General features: G+C 60.1%; 19 protein-coding genes. All 19 read right to left on the reverse strand.

What is annotated here, in order from left to right; translation table 11 throughout:
- On the reverse strand, positions 1 to 647 hold a 647-nt coding region (gene recA, locus ACIF4X_RS16565), incomplete at its 3' end, for a recombinase RecA (protein WP_397482956.1).
- 83 nt (positions 648 to 730) lie between these two features.
- Positions 731 to 1,231 (reverse strand): CinA family protein, encoded by a 501-nt coding sequence (locus ACIF4X_RS16570; protein WP_397482957.1) that lies wholly within the window; start codon positions 1,229 to 1,231, stop codon positions 731 to 733.
- A gap of 67 nt (positions 1,232 to 1,298) precedes the next feature.
- Positions 1,299 to 1,817, reverse strand: a complete 519-nt coding sequence (locus tag ACIF4X_RS16575) for a lysis system i-spanin subunit Rz (protein ID WP_397482958.1) — start codon at positions 1,815 to 1,817, stop codon at positions 1,299 to 1,301.
- Positions 1,796 to 2,362: a glycoside hydrolase family 19 protein gene (locus ACIF4X_RS16580; protein WP_397482959.1), complete on the reverse strand. Its 567-nt coding sequence runs from the start codon at positions 2,360 to 2,362 to the stop codon at positions 1,796 to 1,798. Before ACIF4X_RS16580 ends, ACIF4X_RS16575 begins: the two co-directional genes overlap by 22 nt.
- Positions 2,363 to 2,398: 36 nt before the next feature.
- On the reverse strand, positions 2,399 to 2,611 hold the full coding sequence (locus tag ACIF4X_RS16585; RefSeq protein ID WP_242204818.1) for a hypothetical protein: 213 nt from the start codon (positions 2,609 to 2,611) through the stop codon (positions 2,399 to 2,401).
- 9 nt (positions 2,612 to 2,620) lie between these two features.
- Positions 2,621 to 3,823, reverse strand: coding sequence for a carbohydrate-binding protein CenC (locus tag ACIF4X_RS16590; protein ID WP_397482960.1), 1,203 nt, complete (start codon positions 3,821 to 3,823; stop codon positions 2,621 to 2,623).
- Positions 3,824 to 3,832: 9 nt separating this feature from the next.
- The gene (locus tag ACIF4X_RS16595; protein ID WP_397482961.1) at positions 3,833 to 4,273 is read right to left on the reverse strand and encodes a phage tail assembly chaperone; all 441 of its coding nucleotides are present in this window, start codon (positions 4,271 to 4,273) and stop codon (positions 3,833 to 3,835) included.
- A 2-nt stretch (positions 4,274 to 4,275) separates the two neighbouring features.
- Entirely contained in the window at positions 4,276 to 5,196 is a 921-nt protein-coding gene (locus ACIF4X_RS16600; RefSeq protein WP_397482962.1) for a phage tail protein, read from the reverse strand.
- Positions 5,197 to 5,236: 40 nt separating this feature from the next.
- On the reverse strand, positions 5,237 to 5,704 hold the full coding sequence (locus tag ACIF4X_RS16605; protein ID WP_397482963.1) for a phage tail assembly chaperone: 468 nt from the start codon (positions 5,702 to 5,704) through the stop codon (positions 5,237 to 5,239).
- Positions 5,704 to 6,630 carry a hypothetical protein gene (locus ACIF4X_RS16610; RefSeq protein ID WP_397482964.1) on the reverse strand — a complete coding sequence of 309 codons (927 nt, stop codon included), beginning with the start codon at positions 6,628 to 6,630 and terminating at the stop codon, positions 5,704 to 5,706. Before ACIF4X_RS16610 ends, ACIF4X_RS16605 begins: the two co-directional genes overlap by 1 nt.
- Before the next feature lie 22 nt (positions 6,631 to 6,652).
- Positions 6,653 to 7,219 carry a tail fiber assembly protein gene (locus ACIF4X_RS16615; protein WP_397482965.1) on the reverse strand — a complete coding sequence of 189 codons (567 nt, stop codon included), beginning with the start codon at positions 7,217 to 7,219 and terminating at the stop codon, positions 6,653 to 6,655.
- 7 nt (positions 7,220 to 7,226) lie between these two features.
- Complete coding sequence (locus ACIF4X_RS16620; protein ID WP_397482966.1) at positions 7,227 to 8,306, reverse strand: phage tail protein; 1,080 nt, start codon at positions 8,304 to 8,306, stop codon at positions 7,227 to 7,229.
- 140 nt (positions 8,307 to 8,446) lie between these two features.
- Positions 8,447 to 8,962 carry a phage tail protein gene (locus ACIF4X_RS16625; protein WP_397482967.1) on the reverse strand — a complete coding sequence of 172 codons (516 nt, stop codon included), beginning with the start codon at positions 8,960 to 8,962 and terminating at the stop codon, positions 8,447 to 8,449.
- Positions 8,959 to 10,116: a phage tail protein gene (locus ACIF4X_RS16630; protein ID WP_397482968.1), complete on the reverse strand. Its 1,158-nt coding sequence runs from the start codon at positions 10,114 to 10,116 to the stop codon at positions 8,959 to 8,961. The genes ACIF4X_RS16625 and ACIF4X_RS16630 overlap by 4 nt, the downstream gene beginning before the upstream one ends.
- A 13-nt stretch (positions 10,117 to 10,129) precedes the next feature.
- Complete coding sequence (locus ACIF4X_RS16635) at positions 10,130 to 10,729, reverse strand: YmfQ family protein (protein ID WP_397482969.1); 600 nt, start codon at positions 10,727 to 10,729, stop codon at positions 10,130 to 10,132.
- Complete coding sequence (locus ACIF4X_RS16640; protein WP_397482970.1) at positions 10,717 to 11,760, reverse strand: baseplate J/gp47 family protein; 1,044 nt, start codon at positions 11,758 to 11,760, stop codon at positions 10,717 to 10,719. The genes ACIF4X_RS16635 and ACIF4X_RS16640 overlap by 13 nt, the downstream gene beginning before the upstream one ends.
- Positions 11,750 to 12,148: a phage GP46 family protein gene (locus ACIF4X_RS16645; RefSeq protein WP_397482971.1), complete on the reverse strand. Its 399-nt coding sequence runs from the start codon at positions 12,146 to 12,148 to the stop codon at positions 11,750 to 11,752. The genes ACIF4X_RS16640 and ACIF4X_RS16645 overlap by 11 nt, the downstream gene beginning before the upstream one ends.
- Positions 12,148 to 12,657 (reverse strand): phage baseplate assembly protein V, encoded by a 510-nt coding sequence (locus ACIF4X_RS16650; RefSeq protein ID WP_397482972.1) that lies wholly within the window; start codon positions 12,655 to 12,657, stop codon positions 12,148 to 12,150. Before ACIF4X_RS16650 ends, ACIF4X_RS16645 begins: the two co-directional genes overlap by 1 nt.
- Positions 12,658 to 12,809: 152 nt before the next feature.
- Complete coding sequence (locus tag ACIF4X_RS16655; protein WP_397482973.1) at positions 12,810 to 13,859, reverse strand: phage baseplate assembly protein; 1,050 nt, start codon at positions 13,857 to 13,859, stop codon at positions 12,810 to 12,812.

Here is a 13,859-nt window from a genome sequence, read left to right on the forward strand (position 1 = left end):
AACTTCAGCGCGTTACCACCGGTGGTGGTTTCCGGGCTGCAGAACATCACCCAGATCTTCATGCGGATCTGGTTGATGAAGATCACAAGGCAGTTCGCGATCTTGATGTTACCGGTGATATTACACAGCGCCTGGGACATCAGACGGGCCTGCAGGCCCACGTGCATGTCACCCATTTCGCCTTCGATTTCAGCCTTCGGTACCAGTGCAGCCACGGAGTCGACGATGATCACGTCAACCGCGTTGGAACGCACCAGCATGTCGGTGATTTCCAGCGCCTGTTCACCGGTGTCCGGCTGGGACACCAGCAGGTCGTCGACGTTGACGCCCAGCTTGCCGGCGTACTCAGGGTCGAGGGCGTGTTCGGCGTCGACGAACGCGCATGTCGCGCCGGCTTTTTGTGCCTGGGCGATCACGGACAAGGTCAGTGTGGTTTTACCGGAGGATTCCGGACCGTAGATTTCAACGATACGGCCCTTTGGCAGACCGCCAATGCCGAGTGCGATGTCCAGACCCAGAGAGCCAGTGGAGATAGCCGGGATCGCCTGACGGTCCTGATCGCCCATACGCATCACGGCACCCTTGCCGAATTGACGTTCGATCTGACCCAGGGCCGCAGCCAAGGCTTTCTTCTTGTTGTCGTCCATTAAAGTCCTCACGTAATCAATAAGGCCTGACGGCCAACACCTGTATAAGTAGCCAGTATTATTCCACAGCGTTCGCGGATCGCCTACCCCTGATTTTCGATTTCTCGTGCCGCTAGTCGCAGGAGCCCCTCTAGCGCGGCCTTCACCGTTTGTCGGCGGACTTCATCGCGGTTGCCGGGGAAGTGCTGAACCTCACTGGTGACCGTTTCGCCAACGCCCCAGGCCAGCCACACCGTGCCGACCGGTTTGTTCGGCGAGCCGCCGTCCGGGCCGGCCACGCCGCTCACCGCCACGGCAAATCGCGCCAGGCTTTTGTCCTGCGCACCACGCACCATGGATTCGACCACCTCGGCACTGACCGCGCCCACCGTCTCGAACAAACCGGAAGGCACATTCAGTTGCAGGGTTTTCTGCCGGTTGGAGTACGTCACGTAACCGGCTTCAAACCACGCCGAACTGCCGGGAATCCGTGTGATAGCTTCGGCTATCCCGCCACCGGTACACGACTCGGCGGTGGTGACGTGGGCATTGAGTACTTGCAGGCGTCGGCCAAGTTCAGCAGCCAATTGGGTGATCTCTTTCACGGCGCACTCCGGATCGTGTGGAATGCCTCCACCGTACACGAGCCGGTTGCGCTTTCAATACACAGACTCATTCAAAATGTGCAGGCGCCAGCGCTCTGACATAGGCCTGACACGCCTGCAAGGCAATCAGTCCGCGGTCACCGGTGTCGGTGATGGCGATAATTCGTTGAGCATGCGCCGGGTCAAGTCGGGCGCGTACGGCTGCATGATCCACGCCGCCGGCGCCGGCGGTGGCTGGCACGTTGCAGCCTGGGGCAGCGTCGCTGGCGTCGAGAAGGACTGACAGGCGCACATCAGCAGTGGCAAGACGATCGCGCAGGCGATCCTGATCACGTTGGGCATCGCTCAGCGCTCGGTAGTGGTTTTGTTCACTGGACGCGAGCCGTTGCTCCAGCGCCAGACGCTTATCCTGCTCGGCCTGTTGCGCGGTGGCGGCAGCCTGAGTCAGTTGATTGAGGGCTTCGGCGTTTAACCGGGCCTGGTCGGCCAATTGCCGTTCGAAGCGCCACTCTTGAAACTGCCAGGCCGCGGCAAAAGCACCTGCAGCCAGTAGCAGGACGCCGATCACTCGCCAGGGGATTGGCATAGCACCGCCCTCGCCCGCGCCCAGATTTCCAGGCGATCCTGCAGGCCGTTCAAGCCGCCGTTGATGCGACGGGTAATGGTGTTGAACTCGTCGCGGTCGGCCAGTGCGTTCAAACCTTTCTGCTCCCAGAACCATGCCGCGGACTCGGCGGCCCATTGCGGCTGTTCGAGCAGCTCGGGCAACGACAGCAGACGTTCATCGCCGAACAGACCGAGGCTGCACTGACGGTAATTCGAACGGCCGGTAATCTGAATCAACCCGCGCCCCCGATACTTTTGTCCGTCGCCGTCAGCCTCGGGGGTGTTACCCAGACGTAAGGCCAACGTACCGGTGTCGTATTTGCTCAGGTATTGGTTGTTGCCCAGTTCACGCACATAGCGCAATTGACCCGACTCGTGTCCAACTTGCGCGAGGAACGCCGCGATGCGTTTGGGCGAGTCGATATGGCGGCGAGTCATGGCAGTGTTGAGTGCAGAAACAAAAACGCCCGCTTGGGTGCGGGCGTTGGGCATGATGTCGATAAGGTCTTTTTCAATAATTTGCATAATGCTTGATCCTCCCTGGATATTGCCCTGATTGAATCATGGTTGACGGCCAATACCTGCCAGCCATTTATTTGCCAGAGTTTTCAGGGTGCCCGCTGCCGCCTCAGGTGTTTCGTCCAATGGCAGCACTTGCCCGCCCGATGACAGCCAAGCCTGATACTCAGTCCAGTCGCGATTGGTCGGATCCTGGGGGATGAATGCTGAATCCTCCACGCGCAATACGCCGCACGCTGTCAATTGGTATGTCATGTGTCACTCCTAGATTTCAGCGTCCGCTGTCCATTCAATCTGCAACCCGTTACCAGGCACGCTGTTGGGTGATGTCACCGTGCTAAGCGCGAAAGTACGCTGCGTCACACCGTGCACGAATGTTCCCGTACAGGCTGTTTGTACCGTGTAGTTCCAGACCTGATTACCTGTATTTGCAGGGCAATACAGCACGATGGTAGGTTGCACGCGCTTCAGTATCTGCATGTGGATGGCCAAGCCATATTGGCCAGCGTTGGCACCCGCCGACTGGCTAAACGAAAGAATGCACGTGCTGGTGCCATTGTTCGCCTGAACCGGTAGACGATTGGCGAAAGACTTCTCGAAATATCGCTGGCACAGCATCAACTCTTCAGCAACCGGACGGTATTCGAAAGGCGTGGAAACCGGCCCCTCTTCCAACTGGATCTGCGCCAGATCGACCGTCTGCACGACGTTGAGCGGCAGGTCGAATGCCAGTCTCAGGCAATCGTTCGTGCCAAGCATTTTCCCGGCGATGGTCGGCACCTGAAATGTTGCGCTGTACTGGGTCCAGGCAGTGTTCAGTTGAAAGGCGTCAACCGCTTTCGTCACCGGTTCCGAACCACTTGCGCCAAAAATTTGCGCGAATGCCACTTTCAGTGCGCGCGGAGCATCGGATCGCGCCCAGAAGGTAACGGTGGCTGTTTTACCGGCCAGGGTTCGAACCGACTCGATAGCCTGGGAAATTTTATGCTCCGTTGCACCGACGCCCGCCGTGGTCTGCTGCCAGCGCAGGAAATACGCCGGCTCACCGGCCACCTCGGTCTGCCCCGGAACGAAGCTCTGCCGGCTGATCGCTACAGCCGCATTACCGTTCCAGTCACAGCGAAACCTATCAGCCACGTAACCACCAATATTCGGTGCCTGATTGGTCGTCCCGCGTTGCCAGATATCGAATCCGCCGTTGATCAGCAGATTCTTGCGGTACACCTGCACCGGGAACTGCTGCAACGGATCGGGCTTCGACAACAGCCGAATCGCCTGCGCCAGTTGATTGGTCTGCTGTTCATCCGGAGTCAAACCGGCAGCAGTAATCGCACTGAGAATTTCCTCGGTAACGCTGTTTCCCCACCTGGCCGGGATCAGTGAGCCGGGCTTGCCCACAACCGGGTCTTCATCGACAAACTTGCCGTTCTCCAGGCCGGAGCCGGGAACGCTTTTTGGATAGTCCATGTTGATTCCTCAGCCGTTTGCCCGCAGCAGGCCTTCCAGCCAATCGGGCTCGACCGGACGCGACAGTGCGTTTGGAAAGTCCGGATCATTTGGCCAGTCACGCAGCGCTTGCCGGTAAGCCAGCAACTGCTTGAACTCTTCGGTGCGCAGGGTCGTTCCCTCACCCACTTCAAGCTCTTCAGCGTCGCGGAACACCAACCACTGGGTGTTTTGAAGCACCTGGTTGCGCCATGCGCGTTCACGGTTGGCCAGCTCAATCGGGGAATTGAGAGGATCGGTCAACACAGGCTGGCCAGAGTGACTGGCGCTGATGACTTTGCCGGCAGCTTGTCCCGCAAACAGCTCAGCGTATTGCGCCTGGGTAATTTCCACCGCCCCGTCAGGCACTTCGGGAAGTGCGCTATCGACTCGATCAAAGCCAAGACTTTGTGCATAGAAATAAATCGTCATGATCAATACCCCCAAACCAGAACGCGACACGAAATTCCCGGCTCAGCCTTTACACTTCCAGCCAGCACATTTCGGACCCGCGCAACCACTGTCGTTGTCGTGGAGTTCGCGCCGTCAAATGCCCAAACGGTTACGTTGGAGCTACTCCAGCCTGCCGGATAGCCTTCATTGGCGACACCGCCTAGAACAGCATTGGGAAATCTGATCGGCAACGACACCGTCATGTTGCCATTCGCATCGGAGCCCCCTGTTACCCATTGCACGATCAAACCGCTGGGAAACTTTTGATATCCCGATGTAGCGAACTGCGCGGCGTAATTGGTTGAGTACTTCAACGCAGCAGTGCCATAAACCACCCACACCCCAGACTCTCTGACGAAGTTCGCACTCTCACCATTGTTGATGACGATCGACGCCAGATAAGCCCCTTGCGGACTGATCTGCGCACCGGTTTTACTGGCCACGGTAACGGGCGCGCTATTACGGCAATGCAAGCTGATCGTGGCGCCGTTCGGCACCGAAACGGCATCCGGAAGCGTCACGGTATAAGCCACGTTACCGCCCAGACCGATCGAGCAGCCAACATCGGTCTGGGTCAACTGGGTGGCGGCGGATATACCGCGAGCACTGGCATAACTGCCCAGCGCCCGTTGCACAAACTCGGAAGTTGCTGCCGAGCGTCCGCCATCAAACTGCGGCGCCGTCGTGAACAATGTCGGGCTGCGCAAAGCCGCCAGCAACTGATTGTTCGACGATTCGTTCGGCGTCAGGCCGGCCGCCTGAACGACGTTAAGAATTTCTTGCGTGACGCTGTTGCCCCACGTCGCCGGGATCAGCGAACCGGGTTTTCCGGCAATGGGATCCTCATCGACAAACTGGCCGTTGACCAGGCCGACACTGGGCACATTTTTGGGGTAGTCCAATGTTCATCTCCTTGATTTAAATACAATGGGTGCACAGGCCTCAGCCAATCACACTGGCTAGCCAAAGCGGCGCTGACGGTCGGGAATCCGCTGCCGGAAAAAGCACCGAATCTGGCCAGTCGCGCAGCGCTTGTCGGTACTCGAGCAGTTCCAGATACTGCGCGGCCTTGAGCAAGGTTCCGCGTCCCAGTTCCTGCTCATCGCGATGGCGAGTGACCAGCCATTCGGTCGCTGAAAGGGATGCCTGACGCCAGCTACGTTCCGCTGCCGCAGGTGCTTGATCTGCAACAACCGGCGCCTGGAGGATCACCGGACTTTCCTGCGCAGGCAGTAGTCCGGCAGCTGTCGGCAACTGACTGATCGGCGCGCCGATTTCGACCGCCTGACCATCCGGCACTCGCACCATCGACTCGACAAAAGACGGCGCGAACAGTTGGCTGATTGCGTACTCACCGGTGTCGATTTGTTCGACGACCACGCCGTTCTCGATCCGTGCATAGATGGCCATTATTCGTACTCCCAGATTTCACAGAAGGCGTTGCCACCAGCACCGCTGCCGAATGAACTCGACGGATTTGACGAGCAAGAGCCGCTGCCTCCCGAGCCTCGGACGCCTGCGAAACCAGGATTGTGTACGCCCCTGTACGGGCCGCCACCGTCGAACGGACTCGCCGCTCCGCCTCCGGAGAGCATTCCCCAATTGCCGTTGAACATTGCGTAGCCACCGGTATGACCGCGTGCGTTGGCAAGATTGCCGCCCACGGCGTCTAGACCTCCAGTGCCGCCCTGAACGTAGCCTGAGGATGAGGTGGTTGTATCGATGTTCAGAATCTGTGCGCCACTACCACCTGCAACGCTCATGTAAGAGCCGAAGGAAGCCCCACCGCCAGCCAGGCCCATCGTAGTGCTGGCAGCTCCACCCGCACCCAAGGAAACGGGCACGCCGGCAAGCATCTGGGGCGTCACGTCATACAGACTCTCCGCATAGGCCCCCGATCCGCCGCCGCCACCGAGACGTAGGTTCCCGGAGGCGACAGGTGCACAACCGCCGCCAGATCCACCGGCCCCCACCAGTCGAACACGAATACGTTTGGCCTTGGGGTTAGGCTTGTAAACCGTGATCCCAACCGTTTCGAACTGCCGAACCCCCAGCAACCGCCCCACCGCATCGGTGATGCCGTAGCCACTCAAGGTCGTCGGGGTATTTTTCAGTTTGGTGAAGTCGACCAGTGCACCGATTGCACTGGCCAGTTGATCGGTTCTGGCTTCATCCGGCGTCAATCCGGCGGCCTTGATCGCATTCAGAATTTCTTGTGTGACGCTGTTGCCCCACGCGGCCGGAATCAACGATCCCGGTGTACCGGCAAGGGGGTTTTCATCGACGAAGCCGCCGTTGACCAGCCCCACGCCGGGAATGTTTTTTGGATAGTCCATTGCACTGTTCCCTGTGCTGAAGTCAGTTGGCTACGGCCGTGCCGGGTGCGACCGGCCAGGTAATTTCATCGGGGAAACCGGCCTGTTTTTCGATGCGGTTCAGCTCGACGCTGTAGAGCTTCCACTCGATCAGCAGCAGTTGTTCGTCACGGCTGGCATCGCCGATGTCTTCGGCGTATTGCAGGGGCGCGATGCGCAGCACGGCATCGCGTAGCAGTGCGTCGCGCTGATCGAGGCGTTGCTGTCTAACGCTCGCCAAGCGAGCCTGCTCATCCAATACCCAGGCGTTGTCGCGCCAGATATGGAACTCCCCTGGCCATGGCTCTGTTGTAAGGGTGTCAGGCAACTCTCCCAGTTCGGTCAATATTTGCCTGACGCCATCGTATTTGCGGTAAACCACACCGCGCCGGTCTGTCAGCTCTCGAGGAACATTGTTAACCAGTGTCCACACTCGCCCGCTTTCGGGCGACGGCAGCTCGAATGAAAGTTGAACGGCATTACTCGGCAGCTGAACACCAAGACCGGGGGTGACATCAAACTCGACAGGGCCGGTCAAACATCCCAGATGATCAGTCAGATAATTAAACATGGGCACCTCAGATAAGTTTGATTCGACCCGGATAGGCAATATTTCGAGGACGCGTGATACCGCCGTGGTTCAGCAGTTCTGAATCGGCAATTGGCGTAATCGGCGCAGCAGGTGTGATGTATTTGACGGTGGCGCCGGCGTAATCGGCGTAGTTGCCCATATCGAAACCCAACTGGGCCTTCTGGGAAATGATGTTTGTCGCAAACAAAATGTTGTCGGCGACGCCGTTGTCCCCCTGAACCAATGAACCTTTTTGCCAGGATCCCGCCGCACGACCGGTATCGACCAAACCGCCTTCGGCCAGGACGCGCAAGAATTCACCACGGGCTTCTGGCAGGCGAAAAGTGGTGGTGCCGTCTCCAGGCGTCCACGCACCGCCTCGATCCGCCTCAGAACGCAACATGCCTGACTGCTGCGCGTGATCCCAGAGCCAAGGCCATTCCGAGCGATTCAGTAAGGAACCATTCAGCGCGGCATAACCACCGGGCAATACAGCCAGTGTGGTTTCAAAGGCTATGTAGCCAAGTGAGGATCCATCCAGACGACCGACCGGCCACCAATTGCCCGCTGCATCGCTGCGTAAATGCCACCAGTCACCGGCGCCCATCAACACGAGAAACGGATAGCCCGAAGCATTCAGGTGGGTGTGAAACCTGATCACATCGCCGGTTGAACTTCTCACAACCAAGCGGTTACCGCTGTTATCGACTCGCCGCACAATGACGTCACGCACCCCCAGGCTGGCATTGGCTGGAGGCAGACTGACGGTCAGTGCGCTGGCCCCGGCGTCGATCAGAACCAAGCCCAACTCTTCAATGGTCAATGACCTGGACACTCCAACCAGAGTAATCACCGAACGCATCGGACTGGCATTGCCAACAATCGATTGAATCGCTTTGAACAACTGACCGGTATCGGTTTCGGAAGCCACCAGCCCGCCACGGGTAATTACACTCAGAATCTCCTGAGTCACACTGTTGCCCCACACAGCCGGAATCAACGATCCCGGCGTACCCGCCACCGGGTTTTCATCGACGAAGCGGCCGTCGACCAGGCCGACGCTGGGGACGCTTTTCGGATAATCCATAAGATGTTCGTTCCTTTGAAATGACAAATGACCTGCATCGGCAAAACGTTCTCCGTCTACCTGTCCCAAGGTCCGTTTTCTGAAAATAAAAAGCCCACAACGAAGTGGGCTTGGGTGACGCTGAACGGAGGCTTTTCGGCTTAGCTGGAAAGGCCGCTGGCCAATTCGCGAATGGCGACCAAAGCTTCGTCACCAGCGCTGCGCGCCAGATCCATGTTGCCTTTGGCAGCCTGCGCGCGAATTTGCGCTTTGGCCTTCAGGCGCAGCGTACGCAGCGTCAGCAGATGGTCGGTCAGCTGATCGGCCTTGTTCAGAATCTGCTCGGCGGCCTGTTTGGCGCTGCGCCCTTTGGCAACCCACGCTGCGACCGACAGTGGCACTTCCTTTTTCGGGTAACCGGCGTCCTGATAGGCCTGAGCGTCAGCGGCGGCCTGGGCGTATTCCATGGCTTTGAGCGGGTCGCCGGCCAACACGGTGCGCACGTTGTCGGCGGTGGCGTCGACTTTGGTACACAGACGTTCAGTTTCCTGCTCGTCCAGCACAGCCTGCTTATCGCCGTTCACGACCCACTTCTCACCGTCCCAGTCATGGGCGGCAGAAGGTTGAGGAAGGCGCATTTCGCCGTCGAACTGATGAAGCTCCTGAATCACGATCATCGAATCAACTCCCACTGCAACTGGACGTTCACGGCGTCCCCGAAATTGATCGCGATGCCGACGCTGTAGTCGGTCACCGGATGCGTCTTGATCCCCATGCTGAATAGCAATTCATCACTGTCCGCATTGGATTGACCCAGGTTGTGCTCAGCCTGATAAGACTGCCAGAGCGAGCGCAGATTGGCGTGATCAAAACTGGCAGTCAGCGTCGAGACCGTAACGTCATAAACAATGTTGTTGGTGAATATCACGCACGGTTGCAGAGTCGCCGGGTTCCAGCCTCCCGCATTATTGGAAACGCCCGTCGAAACGGGAGACAGGTAGCTGTAGTTGCCTCCGGTCCATCCAGCCGACGGAAACGCGACACTCGTTACGGCCGCCGATGAGGGCGTCGGATTGCCCACCACCAGCCGCGCCGCGCGCGCATGCGGGTCCAGCGGCAGAAACACTGCACCTGTGCCATTGACGGTCTGCGTCCAAGTCAAACGTGCGCGGTTGTATATCGCACGCATCGTCGGCACCGAGCCAGGCGCGCCGGTGACGACCCAGGCCAGACACATGTCCAACACCGAGCTCTGAAAACCACCGCCGGCAGCGCCGTTGGCCGCTCCTTTCAGAGTCTCGGGTGTCACGTCGTAAATCGTACCGCGCTGGGTATAGAAACTCAGCACACCACCCACCACCTGCGCCCGCAGAAAGTAGCTCGAGCTGGGCAGCAGGTCTGCACTGCTCCAGGCCTGGGTAATGAACGTCCGCGAACGTCCCAACTGACCCGTCACCACTTCCTGACCAATGCTGACGTATACGCCCGCCGGTACGGACACTCGCCCGCCACTGCTCGACACGGCGGCCGGCGTGATGGATAACCGGCCATCCGCCGTGGCAACGGTTGGCAAAGGCAAAGCCGATAGCGGCAACGCCAGATCCTGGTTCCAGCCCTTGGCCGTCACCGACTGAATCGCCTGCAACAACTGATCGTATTTCTTCTCGTCCGGGGTCAGCCCCCCGGCATTGATCACGTTGAGAATTTCCTGCGTAACCCCGTTACCCCAATCCGCCGGAATCAACGACCCCGGCGTCCCGGTCATCGGGTTCTCATCGACAAACTTCCCATTCACCAAGCCGGCGCTGGGCACACTGTTCGGATAATCCATGGCTCATTCCCTCCTAGTCATAATTGATGTGCACCTTGGTATGCGCCGGCGCACTGCGGTGGATCAGGCACTCCAGTGCCGAACCCGGGTTGACGCCAAAACGCTCACCCCAATAGCTCGCGCCGAAACGCCGACCCAGCAACAAGCGCCCGCCGGTGTTGAGCGTCCACATGAACTGCGCTTCCCAGGTGCCCCAATGCGCCGAGCCGAACCGCGAGCGGCCCATGCGCGGGGCTTCGAGTTCGGTGATGGTGGCGTTGGGATAGCCCTGGCTTTTGGCGATGTCGAGGTAATAGCCGATGGCCTGGCTACCGACCGCGAGCAAGCGTCGGCGTACGGCGAGGCGACGGTCGTCGAACAGCGGCGTGGTGCCCAGGCAGGGGTCGGGCAGGTTCATCACCCGCTCCCAGTCCGGCACCAGTTCGCTGACGCCGGCCGGGTCCATTTCGTTGAGCAGGTCGGCGGCGCGGGCATCGAGGCGGGCCAGTTCGACGGCGACGCCTTGCAGCACTTCTTCGAGTTCCGGCACGCGTTCCGGGTCCCACGCCGGGCCACTGGGCAGCAAAGCGCGCAGTTGCGCCTGATATTGCGCGGCGGTTCTTATGCCCCCCATACACAACCTCCGAAGGTCAGCAGTTCGCTGTCGTTGGCCGTGACGTTGGCGATGGGGGCTGTCAGCACGTGGTCGGTTTCACCGGCGGCGCTGCTGATGGCTTCGCGAATATGGCTGATCAGCAGATCCTCGCCGAGATCGGCTTCGCGGTTGTGCAAGTCGCGCAGTTGGGTCTCGACCGCAGCGCGCACGGCGCTGGTGTCGGGGGTCAACTTCAGGCGATAGGTAATGGGCACTTGAATCGGCGCACGCACATGCACTTCAGCCGTCACCGGACGCAAGGGTTCGATATAAGCCTGAACCTCGGCCAGTTGTTCGTCGTTCGGCACCGGTTGCGGGTCGTCGTCACGCATGATGTACACGCCGACGGTGCCCGGGCCAAGCAAGCCGCCACGGCACCACGCGCGGGTCACGCCCGGCACTTCCAGCGCCCAGGTCTCGTAGTCGCTGGCCGAGCCGCCATGGGGAATGACGCGGTAGGAACGAATCACCCGCGAGCGCAGCGATTCCAGACTTTCCCGGGCCACGCCGCCGCTGAGCCCCGGCGCAAGCACGACAAAACTGTTGCCGACCACACCGGCAATCGGCTGCACCGGCGTCAGCGCCAGCCCGGCGTCGGCATTGCCCAGACTGCCGGCATCGAGCGCGGCGATCGTGGTGGTGTTGCTGCCATTGACGGTGGTGCGTGCGGCGGTGACTTTGTAGGTGCGGCCGTCATTGGTTTGCAGCAGCGTATCGGCGTCGAGCACCGCGCCGGCAGTGGCGGTAAAACTCACCGTGCCGGTGGCCACTTGTGCCGGTTTGCGCGGTTGGTTCAGACGCAGAGCGGCGATGCGCTCCAGGGTCGATTCATCGGCCTTGTCAGGCAGGATCTGCTCGGCAATCCAGTCGAGATAACCGTACAGACCATAAGCTGCGCCACCGAGGGTACGAGCCAGCACTTGCGCATCGGACTGGCGCAGCGAATCGCCGGCCAGGTCGCTTTGGGTGCGCTTGATCAGCACCGGCAGCGAAGGGGTTTCAAACGGCATAGATCACCTGCCAACTGTTATCGGGGTTGATGTCCAGACGTTCGCCGTCGGCCAGGGTCAGGACCGTGCGCAGGTTCAGGCGCTGAGCGTCGAGGCGTTCGCTGATGATGTCGATGGCGCTGCAGTGGCCGTCGTCGATCAGCCACTGCAAGGCTTCGCGGGCATAGAACTCGGCGTCCATCTGTGTTTGTCGGGTCAGCTTGACCCGGCGCAGCAGCCACAGCCTCGAGCCGATTCGGTCGTCGGCGACGGTGGGAAAACTGTCGCCCCACCAGCCGAAACGCTCTTCGTCGTCGAGGGCGTCGTCATCGGCGGCGCGGCGCCAGGTGAACAGGCTGATGAGCACGGCGCGTGTCAGCGCGGTATGGAGGTTGGGGCTGATCAGCATCACTTGCCTCCTGCCGGCGCGCCGGTCTGGCCGTTGCCGGCCTGTACGCCGACATGTACGTGTTTGATCTGGCTGATGCCGCCGGCCAGCTGATCGCCGGTGGAAACGATCTTGCCGGTCTGATTGATCACCGGCGTGTCGAAGTTCACCGCGCTGCTGGCGCGGATGTTCAGCGTGGCGGTTTCAATGTCGATGATCCGCCCGCGCTTGAAGTGAATTTTGTCGCCTTCGTCGGTGTAGATCGCCACTTCGCCCGACGCCAGCGATTGCAGGCGGTAACGGCGATCGGCAATGACCAGGGCGATGGCGTGGGAACGGTCGCCGCCGATGAACGCGACGACACCTTCGGCACCGGCCAGTGGATGGCTGGTGAAACCGTAAGGTTCAAAGTGCTCCATGTCGTCGTTCACTTCACCGGCGGTGAGGCGCATTTGCAGCGATTGCAGCTTGGATGCCGAATTGGCGAGCACGACAGTGCCGCGCGCCAGCAGGCGTGTCAGTAGGCTCATGAATTGTCCTCAAGACTTTGCCAACACAAAACCTGTGGGAGCGGGCTTGCCCGCGATGGCGGTGTGTCAGGCAAAGAAGTGTTTGCGGTAACCACCGCTATCGCGGGCAAGCCCGCTCCCACAGGGGCAGGTAATGGCAGTCAGGTTTGGTGTCAGGCCGGGGTTTTTTTCGGGGGCGTTGGATCAGGATCGAAGGTATGCGGCGGCGCCACTTGCAGCGTGGTCACCGAACCTTGTGCCGACAACGAATACGTGACCTTGGAGATCAGCATGTCGCCATCAAACCCAAGCACCGGATCCGTGACTTTGACCAGCGTGTTGTGCCGCCAAAGATCACCGTTGGCCTGGCGCCAACCCTGCACCTGATACGTGGTGGTCTGCGCCCGCCCCATACGGGTGGCGCACTCCCACTGGGCGCGTTGCTGGGCCAGTTCGAACGTCAGCGCGGTGCCCTCGTTGATGATGGTGGTGCGTCGACGTTTGAAGCTCAGATCGGTCGCGCTGGATTCAACCTCGCTGACTGCCGCCCCGCTCTTCTTGTCCGAACCTTTCTGCTGGCCGATCACCCGGTATTCGGAGAACACCTGACTCTGATCCATGGGGGCGTTGGCCGACAGGATATTCTTGCCCAGTTCCAGCGCATCGCTGGCCCGACCACCGCTGCCGGGTTTGGCCAGCACCAGCCGGCCCTGCTCGTCATCGGTGGAAAACACCCGCAGCAACGAGAGCAAACGGTCGATCGACTGGAACACGGTTTCACCCGGCACGATCGTGTGCTTGGTCAGCCGTGCAGTCTCGGGGATTTCATTGACCACCATCAGCCCGTACTCCATCGCCAGCGCCTGGACGATGCTCAGCAACGGTTGCTCCTGCCACTGGTTCGGCTGGTTTCTGGCGGCGCAATCGACCAGATCCTGGGTCTTGGAACTGCCCTCAATGCTCAGGCTGATCTGGCGTCCGTCATAGCTGATCGGCGCCTTGAACACATAGCCGGTGAGCACCAGGTCCTGGCCGATTTTCACTTCGCAGGGGTCACCCGGCTTGATCCGCTGGTCCACCGTCTGCCCCGGCCACTGCCAGGTGATGTCAAGTTTGAACGTGCGGAACTGGCGCTCCAGATCGGCCGTGATCTCCACGCTTTTCCAGCCGCCGTATTCCATGTTGTTGACGGTCAACGTGACGCGGTTATCCATCTCGCTCAT

The organism is Pseudomonas sp. NPDC085632 (assembly GCF_044541255.1).
GTDB lineage: Bacteria > Pseudomonadota > Gammaproteobacteria > Pseudomonadales > Pseudomonadaceae > Aquipseudomonas.

Bases quoted from the DNA above. Each gene is read 5' to 3' on its own strand.
- ACIF4X_RS16640 (WP_397482970.1), bottom strand. From the start codon at position 11,760: ATGCCGTTTGAAACCCCTTCGCTGCCGGTGCTGATCAAGCGCACCCAA.
- ACIF4X_RS16595 (WP_397482961.1), bottom strand. From the start codon at position 4,273: ATGACGATTTATTTCTATGCACAAAGTCTTGGCTTTGATCGAGTCGAT.
- ACIF4X_RS16585 (WP_242204818.1), bottom strand. From the start codon at position 2,611: ATGACATACCAATTGACAGCGTGCGGCGTATTGCGCGTGGAGGATTCA.
- ACIF4X_RS16645 (WP_397482971.1), bottom strand. From the start codon at position 12,148: ATGCTGATCAGCCCCAACCTCCATACCGCGCTGACACGCGCCGTGCTC.
- ACIF4X_RS16635 (WP_397482969.1), bottom strand. From the start codon at position 10,729: ATGGGGGGCATAAGAACCGCCGCGCAATATCAGGCGCAACTGCGCGCT.
- ACIF4X_RS16630 (WP_397482968.1), bottom strand. From the start codon at position 10,116: ATGGATTATCCGAACAGTGTGCCCAGCGCCGGCTTGGTGAATGGGAAG.
- ACIF4X_RS16620 (WP_397482966.1), bottom strand. From the start codon at position 8,306: ATGGATTATCCGAAAAGCGTCCCCAGCGTCGGCCTGGTCGACGGCCGC.
- ACIF4X_RS16650 (WP_397482972.1), bottom strand. From the start codon at position 12,657: ATGAGCCTACTGACACGCCTGCTGGCGCGCGGCACTGTCGTGCTCGCC.
- ACIF4X_RS16655 (WP_397482973.1), bottom strand. From the start codon at position 13,859: ATGAGCGAGATGGATAACCGCGTCACGTTGACCGTCAACAACATGGAA.
- ACIF4X_RS16590 (WP_397482960.1), bottom strand. From the start codon at position 3,823: ATGGACTATCCAAAAAGCGTTCCCGGCTCCGGCCTGGAGAACGGCAAG.
- ACIF4X_RS16580 (WP_397482959.1), bottom strand. From the start codon at position 2,362: ATGCAAATTATTGAAAAAGACCTTATCGACATCATGCCCAACGCCCGC.
- ACIF4X_RS16605 (WP_397482963.1), bottom strand. From the start codon at position 5,704: ATGGCCATCTATGCACGGATCGAGAACGGCGTGGTCGTCGAACAAATC.
- ACIF4X_RS16575 (WP_397482958.1), bottom strand. From the start codon at position 1,817: ATGCCAATCCCCTGGCGAGTGATCGGCGTCCTGCTACTGGCTGCAGGT.
- ACIF4X_RS16625 (WP_397482967.1), bottom strand. From the start codon at position 8,962: ATGATCGTGATTCAGGAGCTTCATCAGTTCGACGGCGAAATGCGCCTT.
- ACIF4X_RS16610 (WP_397482964.1), bottom strand. From the start codon at position 6,630: ATGGACTATCCAAAAAACATTCCCGGCGTGGGGCTGGTCAACGGCGGC.
- ACIF4X_RS16615 (WP_397482965.1), bottom strand. From the start codon at position 7,219: ATGTTTAATTATCTGACTGATCATCTGGGATGTTTGACCGGCCCTGTC.